We start from the raw sequence: 12856 nt of genomic DNA on the forward strand, positions 1-12856 counted from the left end.
GCGGGTTGATGATGATGAAGCAATACCTGCAAGTGACCAAGCCGGGCATCATCTTCGGCAACCTCATCTCGGTTATCGGGGGATTCCTGCTGGCCTCGAAGGGGAGCCTGGATGTGCCCCTGTTCATCCTGACCATGGTGGGGGTGTCACTGGTGGTGGCCTCCGGTTGCGTGTTCAACAACTACATCGACCGGGACATCGACTGCATCATGGAGCGCACCAAGAACCGCGCCCTGGTGCGGGGGCTCATCGCCCCCGGTGTCTCCCTCTGGTATGCGACGGCGCTGGGCGTTGCGGGCATTGCACTGCTCTACTTTGCGGCCAATCCGTTGGCCGCCTTGCTGGCGGTGCTGGGCTTCCTGGTTTATGTGGGGGTCTACAGCCTCTACATGAAGCGCCACTCGGTCTATGGCACCCTGGTCGGCAGCCTCTCCGGCGCCGCGCCGCCGGTCATCGGCTACTGCGCGGTGAGCGGGCAGTTCGACTCGGGGGCCCTGATCCTGCTGGCGATCTTCAGCCTGTGGCAGATGCCGCACTCCTATGCGATCGCCATCTTCCGCTTCAAGGACTACCAGGCTGCCAACATCCCGGTGCTGCCGGTGGTGAAGGGGATCCCGGTGGCCAAGCTCCACATCACCCTCTACATCCTGGCGTTCATGGTGCCGACCCTGATGCTGTTCCTCGGCGGCTACGCCGGGTACAAGTATCTGGTGGTGGCCACCGCGGTGAGCGTCTGGTGGCTGGGGATGGCGCTGTCGGGCTACAAGGCGGCGGTGGACGACTCCCTCTGGGCGCGCAAGCTGTTCATGTTCTCCATCGTCACCATTACTTGCCTGAGCGTGATGATGTCGGTGGACTTCCAGCCGGACGCAGCGCCGGTGCTGGTGAGCATGCTGCCCTGATAGTGTGAACTGCACCCCTGAAATGCATGAAATCCAGAGCCGGGAATCTTCCCGGCTCTGCTATTATGGGCGCCGCCCTGCGAGGGGCATCGCCGATTTTTCGGGGCGGCCGGGCGCCTGTCACCCCTTTCTTTCTCTCTTCTTTTTGACTCATCGAGGCCCTCATGAATGATTTCACCATGACGAGGGGCGAGCGACGCGCGACCTGGGCGCTCGGCTCCGTCTTCTCGCTGCGCATGCTCGGCATGTTTATGGTGCTGCCGGTGCTGACCACCTACGGCATGTCCCTGGCGGGCGCCTCCGAGGCGCTCATCGGGCTTGCCATCGGCATCTACGGCATGACCCAGGCCCTGTTCCAGATCCCCTTCGGCCTGCTCTCCGACAAGGTGGGGCGCAAGCCCCTCATCGTCGGTGGCCTGCTGATGTTTGCCCTTGGCAGCGTCATCGCCGCCCTGAGCGACGCCATCTGGGGGGTCATCGTCGGGCGCGCCCTGCAAGGGAGCGGCGCCATCTCCGCCGCCGTCATGGCGCTCCTGTCGGATCTCACCCGGGAGCAGAACCGCACCAAGGCGATGGCCTTCATCGGGGTGAGCTTTGGCATCACCTTCGCCATCGCCATGGTGACCGGCCCCCTCATCACCCATGCCCTGGGCTTGTCCGGCCTCTTCTGGCTCATCGCCCTGCTGGCCCTGGCCGCCATCGCCATGGTGCTCTGGGTGGTGCCGACCCCGGCGGCCCACCTGCAAAATCGCGAGTCCGCCATGGTGCGAGGCAGCTTTCGTACCGTGCTCACCAACCCTCGCCTGCTCAAACTCAACCTCGGCATCCTCTGCGTCCACACCCTGCTGATGTCGAGCTTCGTGGCCCTGCCGCCCCTGCTGGAACGTGCGGGCCTGCCCCGTGACAGCCAGTGGCAGGCCTATCTGGTCACCATGCTGATCGCCTTCGTGAGCGTGGTGCCCTTCATCATCTATGCCGAGAAGCACCGCCAGATGAAGCGGGTCTTCATCGGGTGCGTGGTGGTGATGCTGGCCGCCGAGCTGGTGCTCTGGCAGAGCGGCCAGCAGCTGTGGGGTCTGCTCGCCGGGTTGCAGCTCTTCTTCATCGGCTTCAACGTGATGGAGGCGCTGCTGCCGTCTCTTATCAGCAAGGAGTCCCCGCCGGGCTACAAGGGCACCGCCATGGGGGTCTACTCCACCAGTCAGTTCCTCGGGGTTGCCATCGGCGGCAGTCTCGGCGGCCTGCTCTACAGCCTGGGGGGCGGCCCCCTGGTGTTTGGCGGTTGCGCCGCCCTGGCCCTCGCCTGGCTCGGGGTGAGCCTCACCATGGCCGAGCCCCCTTATGTGAGCAGCCTGCGCATCGTGCTGCCGGAAGGGGTCGAGGCCACCCCGGCCCTGGAGCAGCGGATCCGCGCCTGCGAGGGGGTAAGCGACGTGCTGCTGGTGCGCGAGGAGCACTCCCTCTACGTGAAGGTGGACAGCAAGCGCCTGACCCGCAGCGATCTGGAGCGGCTGGTCTCGTTGTGATGGCTGGCTGCGCGGGGCGGCGCAGAGCGCGGGCTGATGGGCGGCTGCTATGCTGAGATCCTCACTCACAGGAGGAACCTCTGATGTCATACGTGGACGGATTCGTGCTCGCCGTGCCGACGGCCAACAAGCAGGCCCTGATCGATCATGCGGGGCAGTTTGACCCCATCTTCCTCGAATACGGCGCCACCCGGGTGCTGGAGTGCTGGGGGGACGATGTGCCCCACGGCAAGCAGACCGACTTTTACCGGGCGGTGGCGGCCAGGGAGGATGAAACCGTGGTCTTCTCCTGGGTGGAGTGGCCGAGCAAGGCGGTGCGGGACGACGCCATGGGCAAGATGATGCAGGACCCCAGGATGGACCCCGCCAATCCCCTGCACCAGACCATGCCGTTTGATGGCGCCCGCATGATTTTCGGAGGCTTCAACACCGTGCTGGAGCTCAAGGGCTGAGACCGGCCATCGGGGCTTCACCCTGGTGGCCGGAGCGCAAGGGCCGATAGCAACACCCAGGCCCGTCAGCGAGACCCAGGCCCGTCAGATGATGAAAAAGCCCGCCAGCCGGCGGGCTTTTTGCTGGGCGTTATCTCATGGTCGCTCTCCATGAGGGATGTTCAGCCCGGGCGCCAGAAGGGCTTGTCCCCGAGAATGGTGGCCCTGTGCATCACCCGGCGGGCCGGCAGGTAGTCGGCATTGGCATAGTGCTGGGTCACCCTGTTGTCCCAGATGGCGATGTCGTTCTCCTGCCAGCGCCAGCGCACCTGGAACTCGGGGCGGGTGATGTGCTCGAACAGAAAGCCGAGCAGGGCCTCGCTCTCTTTGGGGGGCAGCCCGGGCAGCCGGGTGGTGAACCCCTCGTTGACGAACAGGGCCTGACGGCCGCTCACCGGGTGGGTGCGGATCACCGGGTGGCGCAGGGGCGGGTGACGGGCCACGGCCGCCTGCCAGCGCTGGCGCGCCTCCTCGCTGTCATCATGGCGATGGGCCGGGAAGGACTTGGTGAAGTCATGCTCGGCTTCCAGCCCTGCCAGCAGGGTTTGCAGGGGCGGGGAGAGGGCCGCCAGCGCCGCGATGCCGCTGGCCCAGAGGGTGTCCCCCCCGGTGGGGGGCAGCTGCTTGGCGGCCAGAATGGCCAGTGCCGGGGGCGTCTCGATAAAGGTCACGTCGGTGTGCCAGTTGTCGTTGTCCGGCGGATTGTCATCGTGGGTATCGAGCACGATGATCTCCTCGGCCTCCTCCGTGTGGGGGTAGACGGGGTGGATGTGCAGATCCCCGAAGCGGTTCGCCAGCGCCCGCTGGGCTCGCGGGGTGATGGGCTGGTTGCGAAAGAACAGCACCTGGTATTTGAGCAGGGCGCGATGGAGCTGCTCGAACTGCTCCTGGCTCAGGGGCTCGGCCAGATTGACGCCGGCGATGACGGCGCCGATGTGGGGGCCGAGGGGGGTAATGGTCAACTTGTCGGTCATGGTCTTGCTCCATGTCTGGGGGCGTGAAGGCCCGATACCAATAGGAAAGGGGGGCGAAGGAAAGAGGTCAGCCTGTGGCTCATTGTCCTTCTCCATGCCAGGGGGTGAGCCTGCGCTGCAGGGCGCGCAGTCCCAGTTCCAGTACGAAGGCGATCAGGGCGATCACCAGGATGCCCGCCAGCACCACGTCGGTGGCGAGAAACTCGCCGGCGGATTGCACCATGAAGCCCACCCCCCGGGTGGCGGCGATAAGCTCGGCCGCCACCAGGGTGGACCAGCCCACCCCGAGCCCGATGCGCAGCCCGGTCAGGATGTCCGGCAGGGCCCCTGGCAGGATCACGTGCCAGAGCACCTGGGACCGGGATGCGCCCAGCGCCTGGGCTGCCCGCACTCGCACCGCATTGGCGCTCTGCACCCCCGCCAGGGTCGCCAGGGCCACGGGCGCGAAGATGGCCAGATAGATGAGCAGCACCTTCGATGTTTCACCGATGCCAAACCAGATCACCATGAGTGGCAGGTAGGCGAGCGGCGGCACCGGGCGGTAGAGCTCGATGAGGGGATCCAGCACGCCGCGCACGGTGGGGGAGAGCCCCATGGCGATGCCCACCGTGATGCCAAAGCACGCCGCGGCAGCGAGCGCCACCAGGATGCGCCCCAGGCTGGCCCCCAGGTGTTGCCACAGGGTGGCATCCATAAAGCCCGTTGGGCCTGCGATGGTGATGAGCTGTGCCAGCACCCGCTGTGGGGGCGGCAGGAACAGGGGATCGACCCAGCCGAAGTGGGCCACCAGCCACCACAGGGCCAGCAGCATGAGCAGGGTGGCGAGGCTCAGGGTCAGACGGCGGGACAGGGGCCAGCCCGCTGCCCGTGCGTGGGTGAGATCCCGTTGCCGGGCGAGGGCGAGAGTCATGCGAAGGCCTCCCGCTCTGCGAACACCCGTTCCAGCACGTATTCACGGCGCTCGATGAAGGCCGGATCGGACTTGATGCTGCGGCAGGGCTCCCCGGCGGCGAAGCGGCGACCGAAATCCAGGGTCAGCCGCTCCGTCACCCGCCCGGGGGAGGGGGAGAGCAGCACCAGATCGGTGGCCATGAAGATGGCCTCCTCGATGTCGTGGGTGATGAGCAGCACCTGACGCCGGTGCTCGTGCCACAGGCGCAGCAGCAGAGTCTGCATCTGCTCCCGGGTGAAGGCGTCCAGGGCGCCGAAGGGCTCGTCCAGCAGGAGCAGGCGGGGTTGGGTGGCCAGGGCCCGGGCGATGCCGACCCGCTGGCGTTGGCCGCCGGAGAGCTGCCAGATGGCGCGATCGCCGGCCCCCTCCAGCCCCACCTGACGCAGCAGTGCTCGGGCCTGTTCGGTGCGTTCGGCACTGGGCACGCCCGCCAGCTGCAGGCCGAGTGCCACGTTGTCTCGCGCGTTGCGCCAGGGCAGCAGCCCCTCGCTCTGGAACACCACGCCGCGCTCGGCGCCGGGGCCGGTGACCGGCTTGCCCTCAAGGCTTATCTGGCCGTGGTGGCAAGGCTCGAAGCCCGCCACCAGGTTGAGGAGGGTCGTCTTGCCGGAGCCCGAGGGCCCCAGCACCACCATCAGCTCCCCCTCGGACAGGGAGAGGTTGATGTTGTCGAGCACCCGCCTGCCAGCGTACTCGGCGGACACATGAGAGAGCTGCAGCATGGTCGTCTCCTTGGATTTACTGGGCCACGGCTTTCACGAAGCGATCGGTCACGAACTGGCGGTAGTCCGAGGCGGCGTTCGCGACCTTGCCCTGGCTCTCGAGGAAGCGGGCGGTGTCGATGATGGTCTGGTTGACGAGGCGCCCGAGCTCGGCGCTCTGGGCCTTCGCATCGAGGTAGGTGTTGCCCTTCACCAGCGCGGGAACGTCCGCCTCGGGAACGCCGCTCAGCTTGGCCAGCTTGGCGAGGTTGTCCGGCTTGGTGAGCCAGCCGTCGGGGTTGGCCAGGTAGTCGCGCTGGGCGGCCAGGGTGCTGTTCACGAAGGCCTGCACCACTTCGGGGTGGGCCTTGGCAAAGTCCTTGCGCACTACCCAGACGTCCAGGGTCGGCGCCCCCCAGTCACCCACCTGGGCGGAGTCGGTCAGCACCTTGCCCTCCTTGGTGAGCTGGTTGAGGGCGGGGGCCCAGACATAGGCGCCGTCGATGTCGCCCCGCTGCCAGGCGGCGATGATGGCCGGTGGTTGCAGGTTGACGATCTGCAGCGTCGCGGGGTCGACGTTCCAGTGCCTGAGGGCCGCCAGCAGGCTGTAGTGGGTGGTGGAGGTATAGGGCACGGCGATGCGCTTGCCCGCGAGATCCTCGGGTTTTGCGAGCCCCTGCTTCACCACCAGGGCCTCGGACTCCCCGAGCTTGGAGGCGAGCAGGAACACCTCGATAGGCAGATTCTGGCTCGCCGCCACCGCCAGGGGGCTGGAGCCGATGTTGCCTATCTGCACGTCGCCGGAGGCGAGCGCCCGTACCACGCTGGCGCCGCTGTCAAACTTGCGCCAATCCACGGTGGCGCCGCTCTCCCTGGCGAAGCTGTTGTCGGCCTGGGCTACCTTGGCAGGTTCGGCGGAGGTCTGGTAGGCCACGGTGACGTCGAGGGCCTGGGCGGACTGGCCGAGCAGCATGGAGGCCGCAAGCCACAGAGAGATGCCTTTTGCTGTCATGATGCACTTCCTTGTTGGGGGTGTTGGAAGCCACATCTTTATCTGAACATCCCCGGGGGCGAAGGAACGAGAAGGGTGCTCTCATGCCGTTTGGTTCTTAGAAAAAGAACGGTAAATCAATGATCTGATTGAGATATGCCAGAAAGTGGATAGCTTGCTCACCCGCCGTCTATCGGGTGGCTGACGCAAGGGGCCAAGGGGCGGCCCCCAGGGGCCGGCAGGTGCGTGCGGGGGTAGGCCAACAGGGAGGGCAGAGGGGGGCAGTGACTGGTAGGGGGAAGGGAGGAAAAGGCCCCGCCAGGGTGGCGGGGCCGGGGGATCAGCGCTCCACCAGCGGGGCCGAGCGGTAGCTCCACAGGCCATAGGTGCGCAGGGCGTCCCGGTAGATGCCAAGCAGCTCCTCCGGGCTCGCCTTGGCCAGGGCCGAGAGGGGCTTGTCCGGGTAGGCGACGCTGTCGATGCGGATGTTCGCCGGGCCGCTCTGCCAGCAGGCGATTTCCAGCAGGGTCTGGCCCCGGCGCACATGGCTCGCCGAGCTCACCAGGGTGGCGAACTCAATCTCGTGGCGGGCGAGGGCATAGCCGCTGTAGAGGGCGTTCTCCACCGTGCTGGTGGCGTAGTTCTCCTCGATGATGCGGGAGCGGTCGATGCCCTTTTTCGCCAGCCAGTCCGCCATCAGCTTGCCCTCGGTCTGGCGGTTCTGGGGCACGCCGCCGGTGAGGATGACGAGGGCCGCCGGATCGGCCTGGGCCAGGGCGCGGGTGGTCTCGAGGCGTCCCAGCAGGATGTCGTGCATGGAGCCATCGGGATTGAGGGCATAGCCCAGGGTGACGATGGCGCGGCGCCCCTTCTTCTCGCCCCGTCCCTGACGCTCCTTGAGGGGGGTGGCGACCACCCTGTCCACGGTGGCGAACAGTCGCTGCAAGTCGGCGGCGCGACCGGCATTGAGCTCGCCGACCCGCTTGAGATAGCCATCGGATTTGGCCTGGTTGCCCTTGAAGCGCTGCCAGGTGGCCAGATAGGTGTTGATGTCCAGATCGTCCGGGGCGGCGGTGAGGGCCTGCTCGAACAGGGCGATGGCCCTGTCCACGTTGCCGTTGTAGATCTGGGCGTTGGCCGCCGAGATGAGCAGATCGGTGCGATAGGGCTCGAGCTGGTGGGCCTCCAGCAGCAGGGTGGTCACCTGCTCCATGTTGCTCGGCATCTTGGCGGTGAAGCCCGCATCGGAGACCCGGGCGGGGGAGTGGAAGATGCGGGCGGCGTCTGCCAGCAGCTGATCCACCACCTGGCGCTTGCTGATGAACTGCTCGTAATTCTGCTCCTTTTGCAGGGAGCGCACCGGGGCGGCCCAGGCATCGGATGAGACAACGAGCGGCAGCGTCAGCAGGCTGGTGAGGGTCAGGGCAATCGCGGTTTTCTTCATCATGGGGCTCTCTCTGGGGTGCGGGGCGCGATGCCGTGGCTCGTCCCCTGAATGCTTTTCCAATAAAAACAGATGCTTGGTTTGCTGCCTACTCTACTCCCTTCCCGATGAAAAAAACGTGAACCGTTCCGGTTATCCCGATGGCCCCCCTCAGCGCAGCCCCAGACGCGCCTGCAGGAAGGCAAGCCAGGCCTCCACCTTGGCGGGCAGGTGGCGGCGCTTGGGATAGACGCACCAGATGCCGTGCTCGGGCAGGGCATGGTCTGGCAGGACGGGCACCAGCCGCCCGATGGCGAGATCCCGCGCCACGATGAAGTCCGGCATGTTGCCGATGCCAAGCCCCGCCAGCAGCGCGGTGTGGATGGCATCGCTGTTGTTGACCTCGAAATTGCCCCTGGGGGTGATGGCCACCTCTCCTTCGGGCCCGTGCAGCCGCCACTGGGTGCCGCCGCGAAACAGGGAGTAGAAGAGGCAGTTGTGGCGCTCGAGATCCGCCGGGCTGCGGGGCGTGCCGGCCTGCGCCAGGTAGGCGGGGGCGGCGCACAGGGTGCTGAGACAGAGGGCGAGGCGGCGGGCGACCAGGCTCGAATCCTCCAGCTCGCCGATGCGCACCGCCACGTCGAACCCCTCGGCCACCAGATCCTGCCGGGCGTCGCTCATCTCCAGCTGCAACTGCACCTCGGGGTGGAGGGCGAGAAACTCGGGGACAAGGGGGGCGATGTGGCGCCGGCCATAGACCATGGGCACCGTCACCCGCAGCAGGCCGCGGGGGGCCGATTGCAGGGCGCCGATGGCATCTTCCCCGTCGCTGGCCAGGCGCACTGCATGGCGCACCGTCTCGAAGTAGCGCTCCCCCGCCTCGGTGAGGGTGAGGGAACGGGTGGTGCGATAGAGGAGCTGGCAGCCGAGGGCCTGCTCGAGCTGGCTCACCTTCTTGCTCAGCACCGACTTGCTGAGGCCGAGCTGACGGGCGGCGCCGGAGAAGGTGCCCGACTCCACCACGGCGACGAAGGCGGGGAGCAGGGCGAAGGCTTCCTGGTTCATGTTGTTCTCGATATGGAAACAATGTTGTTCCAGGAGGGTAGATTATCCCCAAATCAAAAACAATTTACCCTGCTCGTCAGTTCAACCAAGGAGCAACCCCATGATCCCCCCGCTTGTTGACCGCGGCCCCGGCCGCCCCGCCCTCGGCCAGACACTTGGCCAGACCCTGGGTGCCCTGGCCGCCTTCGCCGCCGGCCTGCTGCTGGCGCTGATGATCGCCCAGAACGGCGCCCTGTCCCGCGCCACCGACCCCTGGCTCGCAAGTTGGCTGGCCCACGGGGTCGGCAGCCTGGTGGCCGGGCTCCTGTGGTGGCTCTCCCCAAGGCCCCCGACGCCGGAGGCGGCCCCGCCCTGGGCCTGGCTCGGCGGTCTGCCGGGGGCGCTCACCGTGGTGCTGGCGGCCCTGTGCCTCAACTCGCCCCTCGGCATGGCGGGCACCCTGGCCCTGCTGCTGCTCGGCCAACTGCTGTTTGGTGCCCTGTGCGATGGCCTCGGCTGGCTCGGACTGGCTCGCCGCCGCCCCTCGGGAAAAGACGCGCTCGCCGCCCTGCTGGTGATGGCCGGCGCCCTGCTTATCGTGCTGCATTAGGAGAGACACCATGACCCTCTTGATCCTGCTGGGACTGCTGAACGGCGTGGCGGTGAGCCTGTCGCGCACCCTCAATGGCCGCCTCGCCAGCGCCCGGGGCGCCATGACGGCGTCCCTTGCCAACCACCTGCTCGGCTTCGGGCTGCTCGGCGCCCTGCTCATCCTCAAGGGGGCGTCCTGGGAGCGGCTCGCCGGGCTCGATCCCTGGCTGCTGCTCGGCGGCGTGCTGGGGGCGCTGTTCGTCGCCATCAGCAGTTGGGCCATCGGCCGGATCGGCGCCCTGGCCTGCGCCCTGCTCATCGTCACGGGCCAGCTGGCGGGGGGCGCCCTGCTCGATGCCCTGGCCGGACGGCTGGCCGCGAGCGATCTGCTCGGCATCCTGCTGGTGCTGGCGGGGGCTGCGCTGCAACGCTGGCAGGGCGGCAAGTCGCGCTCCCGAGGGTGAGTGATGCGGTGATGGCCTGGGTAAACCGGCAGGGATGACAAGAGTGTCGCCCTGCCTGGATGCCAAAGGTGGCTCGCCAGCCGGATCAGGGCCCAGATGAAAAGGAAAAGGCGAAAGAAAGGGAGGGAAAGGAAGAAACAGGAAGGCAACAGAGAGCAAAGAAAGAGAGGCTGCCTGTAACCCTGGGCCAGCCCAAAAGCAGAACACCGGCGCAAGGCCGGTGTTCTGAACAGCATGGCGGCGGGCCCGGCGGGGCGCGCGGTCAGGGCCGCTTAGGCGTAGAAAGCCTCGACGGTGCCCTTGACGGTGATCAGCATGGGGTTGCCGTAGCGATCCTTGGCCTTGGGGGAGGGGATCTTCACCCAACCTTCGCTGATGCAGTACTCCTCGACATTGGTGCGCTCCTTGCCGTTTACGCGAATGCCGATCTCGTGCTCGAAACACTCTGCCACATGGTGCGGGCTGCGCGGGTTGGCCGCCAGACGGTCGGGCAGTGCAGGTTTGTTGTCGCTCATTTTATAGACCTGAGTGTGATAAAAAGTGGGTCATTGTAGGCAATGCCCGCCATGGGCTCAAGGCCGGGCTGCATCCCATGGGGGTGGACAAGGTCTGGCTACAGTTGCTGCCCTGGCAGCGGCTATAACCGGCTCAGAAAGACGGTGGTTGCCATGTTTTTACTGATTTTCAGGTAGCTTCGGTACCAAAGCCAATATCAAGGTTGTAAAAGGACCTAAGAATAATGAAATGAAGAACCAGGCTAAACCGCTACGATTCTTCCCTTGGGCGAGGACAGCATTGATTAACATCAATGTTCCCCACCCAACAGAAAACTGTTTGCTTACCTCAATATATTCAGAGCTCACAAGAATTCCCTTTTCATTTTATGTGATGACATTTGATTATAGAGCAAGTTCGGAAGCCACATTTTTGTGGGCAGGCCATGCGACCAAACCTTAAGAAATAACAGTATTTATATATCTACACAATGTCTTCTGACTTTACATGCATGGTGCCAATAAGAACTATTGCATTGCAAACATTGCCTTTGCTACTGATGACATCACGACTGGACTCAAATATTGCATAGAAGGCACAGTTGTATGACCTTATCAACGCCCTAAGTGACAGCATATCTTGTGAACCATCATAATTTTTTCGCCAATATGGAGCGATAAAGGAAAGTCCTATGCCGAGGTGATAGGCGCTGGGGCCTAGGCTATGTTCTATATCATTCTTTGCCTTTCCCACCACCGAGTTTATTTTTTCATCTAGATCTGATTTAGCTCGTTCACCAAAATACAGCCATTCCATCTTTGCTTCAGCAATAGCGATATTAGCTTGCTTTGAAAAATACAGATCAACACGGCCGTTAACCGTGTTATCTATGTTACCTTTTTGGCTGGAGTACTCTTCCAAGGCAATTCCGCCACTTCTCCAAACAGCTCCTGAAAAGGCGCTTACATTAGCCTGTTCATTATACCAGTAGAGACAGTCATTATACTGCTTCTGTTCAGTGAATTCTTTGTGGAGTAGTCCCCATTGTTCTATTATAGGAGCAATCCAAGCAATCTGTTGATTGTGGATTCTCATCTCAAATTGATTTGTATTCATTACTTTTCCTTGTATGTACAAATTCTCACAAAGCCTTGGGTATACGCTGCCTTCGCTTGGATTTACCGTTTTTTATATATGTAGTCTTTTTATCCAGATACCCTTCAAGGTATCTAGAGAATGATTTTGTACAGTTTGTCGTAGTAAAAATCATCAAAGTCAGCAACCGTTTTTAGGGTAAACGGTGCTGGCAGGGTGAATCGTTTCCAGGTTTCTTTGAAGATTTCGTCACCATCTTCTTGCGCATCCTGATTGATGTTCTCCTTTATTAATATTTTCTTGGTCGAGAAGTTGATGCTCGTCACCCGCTCGACGAGGGGGCCGCGGTTTTCACTCATGTCGTAGCCAATCAATTCGAAACCGGCGTTCTGATATCTGAATTTGTAAGACCAGTAACCATAACGTCCATGGCCATAGTGGATCTGCAAGATCCCTTTTTCTACGGAGACCCAAAGCTCAGGGGCAAAATAGACACCACCATCTTCATTCTCCGAGGAGAAACAGCTTGGATTATCGAGCGCCAGCTCATAGTGATCCCCCTTATTGAACGCAATGATAAGACCTCTCCGATTACGATCAAGCTCACCACGGTATTCGTCAACAATGACATTGCGCTTGTCAGTGCCTTTGATGACGATGACCATATCACTCTGGCCATCCTTGTTTAAATCCCCCTCGATTTTCTCAAAGACAACATATCCCTTGGGAATAAAATCGAGCGGATCTTTGGCTTTCAGAGGGGCGCCTTCGGCTAAAACTTGTGCTTGCAACAGCATTAAAAGCAGGAATAACCCTTTTTTCATCACAATTCCGTTTTCGTATGACTCTATAAATGGTGAATGATGCGTAAGATGGATACCCATGGCAAGCGTTTTGAGCCACGAATGGAGACGAGCCTGCCTGTCCATAGGAATACTCCCAGCATTCCGCCACCGCTCTGGTCTCTCTGCTCTCCCACAGCCTGCTCGACTCGTTTACCACCGGCGGCAAGGGGGTTGGCTGGCTCTGGCCGTGGCGTGACGAGCGCTGCTTCGCCCCCTGGCAGCTGATCCGGGTCGCTCCCTTCAAGCTGGAGGCCTATCTCACCGCCCGGGGTGAAGCGGTGATCCTCTCCGAGCTCTATTGGGTCTGGCTGCCGGGGGTTGTATTGATGCTGGTGTTGATGGGGTGGCGGGGGTGGGGCAGG

The 12856-nt window shown here is 63.2% G+C and carries 14 protein-coding genes and 1 pseudogene; 6 read left to right on the forward strand and 9 right to left on the reverse strand.

Features of this window, described 5'->3' with window-relative positions; translation table 11 throughout:
* Positions 1-8: 8 nt before the first annotated feature.
* The 3 genes from cyoE to AB5Y89_RS06900 all read left to right on the forward strand — a co-directional run bounded on the left by cyoE (position 9) and on the right by AB5Y89_RS06900 (position 2880).
* Positions 9-902, forward strand: coding sequence for a heme o synthase (cyoE, locus tag AB5Y89_RS06890; protein ID WP_010673685.1), 894 nt, complete (start codon positions 9-11; stop codon positions 900-902).
* Positions 903-1066: 164 nt separating this feature from the next.
* Entirely contained in the window at positions 1067-2428 is a 1362-nt protein-coding gene (locus AB5Y89_RS06895; RefSeq protein ID WP_041213223.1) for an MFS transporter, read from the forward strand.
* Between the two features lie 83 nt (positions 2429-2511).
* Positions 2512-2880 (forward strand): DUF1428 domain-containing protein, encoded by a 369-nt coding sequence (locus AB5Y89_RS06900; RefSeq protein WP_139736972.1) that lies wholly within the window; start codon positions 2512-2514, stop codon positions 2878-2880.
* 161 nt (positions 2881-3041) lie between these two features.
* Here the strand turns inward: AB5Y89_RS06900 and tauD are convergent, their stop codons facing one another.
* The 6 genes from tauD to AB5Y89_RS06930 form a co-directional block, all read right to left on the reverse strand.
* The gene (gene tauD, locus AB5Y89_RS06905; RefSeq protein WP_052815882.1) at positions 3042-3893 is read right to left on the reverse strand and encodes a taurine dioxygenase; all 852 of its coding nucleotides are present in this window, start codon (positions 3891-3893) and stop codon (positions 3042-3044) included.
* A gap of 79 nt (positions 3894-3972) precedes the next feature.
* Positions 3973-4803, reverse strand: coding sequence for a taurine ABC transporter permease TauC (tauC, locus tag AB5Y89_RS06910; protein ID WP_368223258.1), 831 nt, complete (start codon positions 4801-4803; stop codon positions 3973-3975).
* Positions 4800-5567 (reverse strand): taurine ABC transporter ATP-binding subunit, encoded by a 768-nt coding sequence (gene tauB, locus AB5Y89_RS06915; protein WP_368223259.1) that lies wholly within the window; start codon positions 5565-5567, stop codon positions 4800-4802. Before tauB ends, tauC begins: the two co-directional genes overlap by 4 nt.
* 16 nt (positions 5568-5583) lie before the next feature.
* On the reverse strand, positions 5584-6558 hold the full coding sequence (gene tauA / locus AB5Y89_RS06920; protein ID WP_368223261.1) for a taurine ABC transporter substrate-binding protein: 975 nt from the start codon (positions 6556-6558) through the stop codon (positions 5584-5586).
* 319 nt (positions 6559-6877) lie between these two features.
* Positions 6878-7981, reverse strand: a complete 1104-nt coding sequence (locus AB5Y89_RS06925) for an ElyC/SanA/YdcF family protein (RefSeq protein ID WP_010673688.1) — start codon at positions 7979-7981, stop codon at positions 6878-6880.
* A 150-nt stretch (positions 7982-8131) separates the two neighbouring features.
* Complete coding sequence (locus tag AB5Y89_RS06930) at positions 8132-9025, reverse strand: LysR family transcriptional regulator (protein WP_368223263.1); 894 nt, start codon at positions 9023-9025, stop codon at positions 8132-8134.
* Positions 9026-9125: 100 nt separating this feature from the next.
* Between AB5Y89_RS06930 and AB5Y89_RS06935 the strand changes: the two genes are divergently transcribed.
* Together AB5Y89_RS06935 and AB5Y89_RS06940 are read left to right on the forward strand one after the other, a co-directional pair.
* A complete protein-coding gene (locus AB5Y89_RS06935) occupies positions 9126-9614 on the forward strand; it encodes a DMT family transporter (RefSeq protein ID WP_080769911.1) in 489 nt (162 codons plus the stop codon).
* A 10-nt stretch (positions 9615-9624) separates the two neighbouring features.
* Complete coding sequence (locus tag AB5Y89_RS06940; protein ID WP_368223264.1) at positions 9625-10059, forward strand: DMT family transporter; 435 nt, start codon at positions 9625-9627, stop codon at positions 10057-10059.
* A gap of 272 nt (positions 10060-10331) precedes the next feature.
* On the opposite strand, the gene AB5Y89_RS06945 is transcribed toward AB5Y89_RS06940, so the two are convergent.
* From AB5Y89_RS06945 to AB5Y89_RS06955, 3 genes are all read right to left on the reverse strand, one after another.
* Complete coding sequence (locus AB5Y89_RS06945) at positions 10332-10574, reverse strand: DUF3297 family protein (RefSeq protein ID WP_010673692.1); 243 nt, start codon at positions 10572-10574, stop codon at positions 10332-10334.
* 463 nt (positions 10575-11037) lie between these two features.
* Positions 11038-11670 (reverse strand): hypothetical protein, encoded by a 633-nt coding sequence (locus AB5Y89_RS06950; protein ID WP_316286669.1) that lies wholly within the window; start codon positions 11668-11670, stop codon positions 11038-11040.
* A 113-nt stretch (positions 11671-11783) separates the two neighbouring features.
* The gene (locus AB5Y89_RS06955) at positions 11784-12578 is read right to left on the reverse strand and encodes a hypothetical protein (RefSeq protein ID WP_368223266.1); all 795 of its coding nucleotides are present in this window, start codon (positions 12576-12578) and stop codon (positions 11784-11786) included.
* 29 nt (positions 12579-12607) lie between these two features.
* Between AB5Y89_RS06955 and AB5Y89_RS06960 the strand changes: the two are divergent.
* Positions 12608-12856: pseudogene (locus AB5Y89_RS06960) on the forward strand (metal-dependent hydrolase); the annotation flags it as partial.

It is taken from the genome of Aeromonas sp. s4 (assembly GCF_040907855.1).
In the GTDB taxonomy this organism is placed as follows: Bacteria; Pseudomonadota; Gammaproteobacteria; order Enterobacterales; family Aeromonadaceae; genus Aeromonas; species Aeromonas caviae.

Excerpts from the sequence above, each read along its gene's own strand:
- AB5Y89_RS06930 (WP_368223263.1), bottom strand. The coding sequence starts at position 9,025 with ATGAACCAGGAAGCCTTCGCCCTGCTCCCCGCCTTCGTCGCCGTGGTG.
- cyoE (WP_010673685.1), top strand. The coding sequence starts at position 9 with ATGATGATGAAGCAATACCTGCAAGTGACCAAGCCGGGCATCATCTTC.
- AB5Y89_RS06935 (WP_080769911.1), top strand. The coding sequence starts at position 9,126 with ATGATCCCCCCGCTTGTTGACCGCGGCCCCGGCCGCCCCGCCCTCGGC.
- tauA (WP_368223261.1), bottom strand. The coding sequence starts at position 6,558 with ATGACAGCAAAAGGCATCTCTCTGTGGCTTGCGGCCTCCATGCTGCTC.
- tauB (WP_368223259.1), bottom strand. The coding sequence starts at position 5,567 with ATGCTGCAGCTCTCTCATGTGTCCGCCGAGTACGCTGGCAGGCGGGTG.
- AB5Y89_RS06925 (WP_010673688.1), bottom strand. The coding sequence starts at position 7,981 with ATGAAGAAAACCGCGATTGCCCTGACCCTCACCAGCCTGCTGACGCTG.
- tauC (WP_368223258.1), bottom strand. The coding sequence starts at position 4,803 with ATGACTCTCGCCCTCGCCCGGCAACGGGATCTCACCCACGCACGGGCA.
- AB5Y89_RS06895 (WP_041213223.1), top strand. The coding sequence starts at position 1,067 with ATGAATGATTTCACCATGACGAGGGGCGAGCGACGCGCGACCTGGGCG.
- AB5Y89_RS06900 (WP_139736972.1), top strand. The coding sequence starts at position 2,512 with ATGTCATACGTGGACGGATTCGTGCTCGCCGTGCCGACGGCCAACAAG.
- AB5Y89_RS06950 (WP_316286669.1), bottom strand. The coding sequence starts at position 11,670 with ATGAATACAAATCAATTTGAGATGAGAATCCACAATCAACAGATTGCT.
- AB5Y89_RS06940 (WP_368223264.1), top strand. The coding sequence starts at position 9,625 with ATGACCCTCTTGATCCTGCTGGGACTGCTGAACGGCGTGGCGGTGAGC.
- AB5Y89_RS06955 (WP_368223266.1), bottom strand. The coding sequence starts at position 12,578 with ATGGACAGGCAGGCTCGTCTCCATTCGTGGCTCAAAACGCTTGCCATG.
- AB5Y89_RS06945 (WP_010673692.1), bottom strand. The coding sequence starts at position 10,574 with ATGAGCGACAACAAACCTGCACTGCCCGACCGTCTGGCGGCCAACCCG.
- tauD (WP_052815882.1), bottom strand. The coding sequence starts at position 3,893 with ATGACCGACAAGTTGACCATTACCCCCCTCGGCCCCCACATCGGCGCC.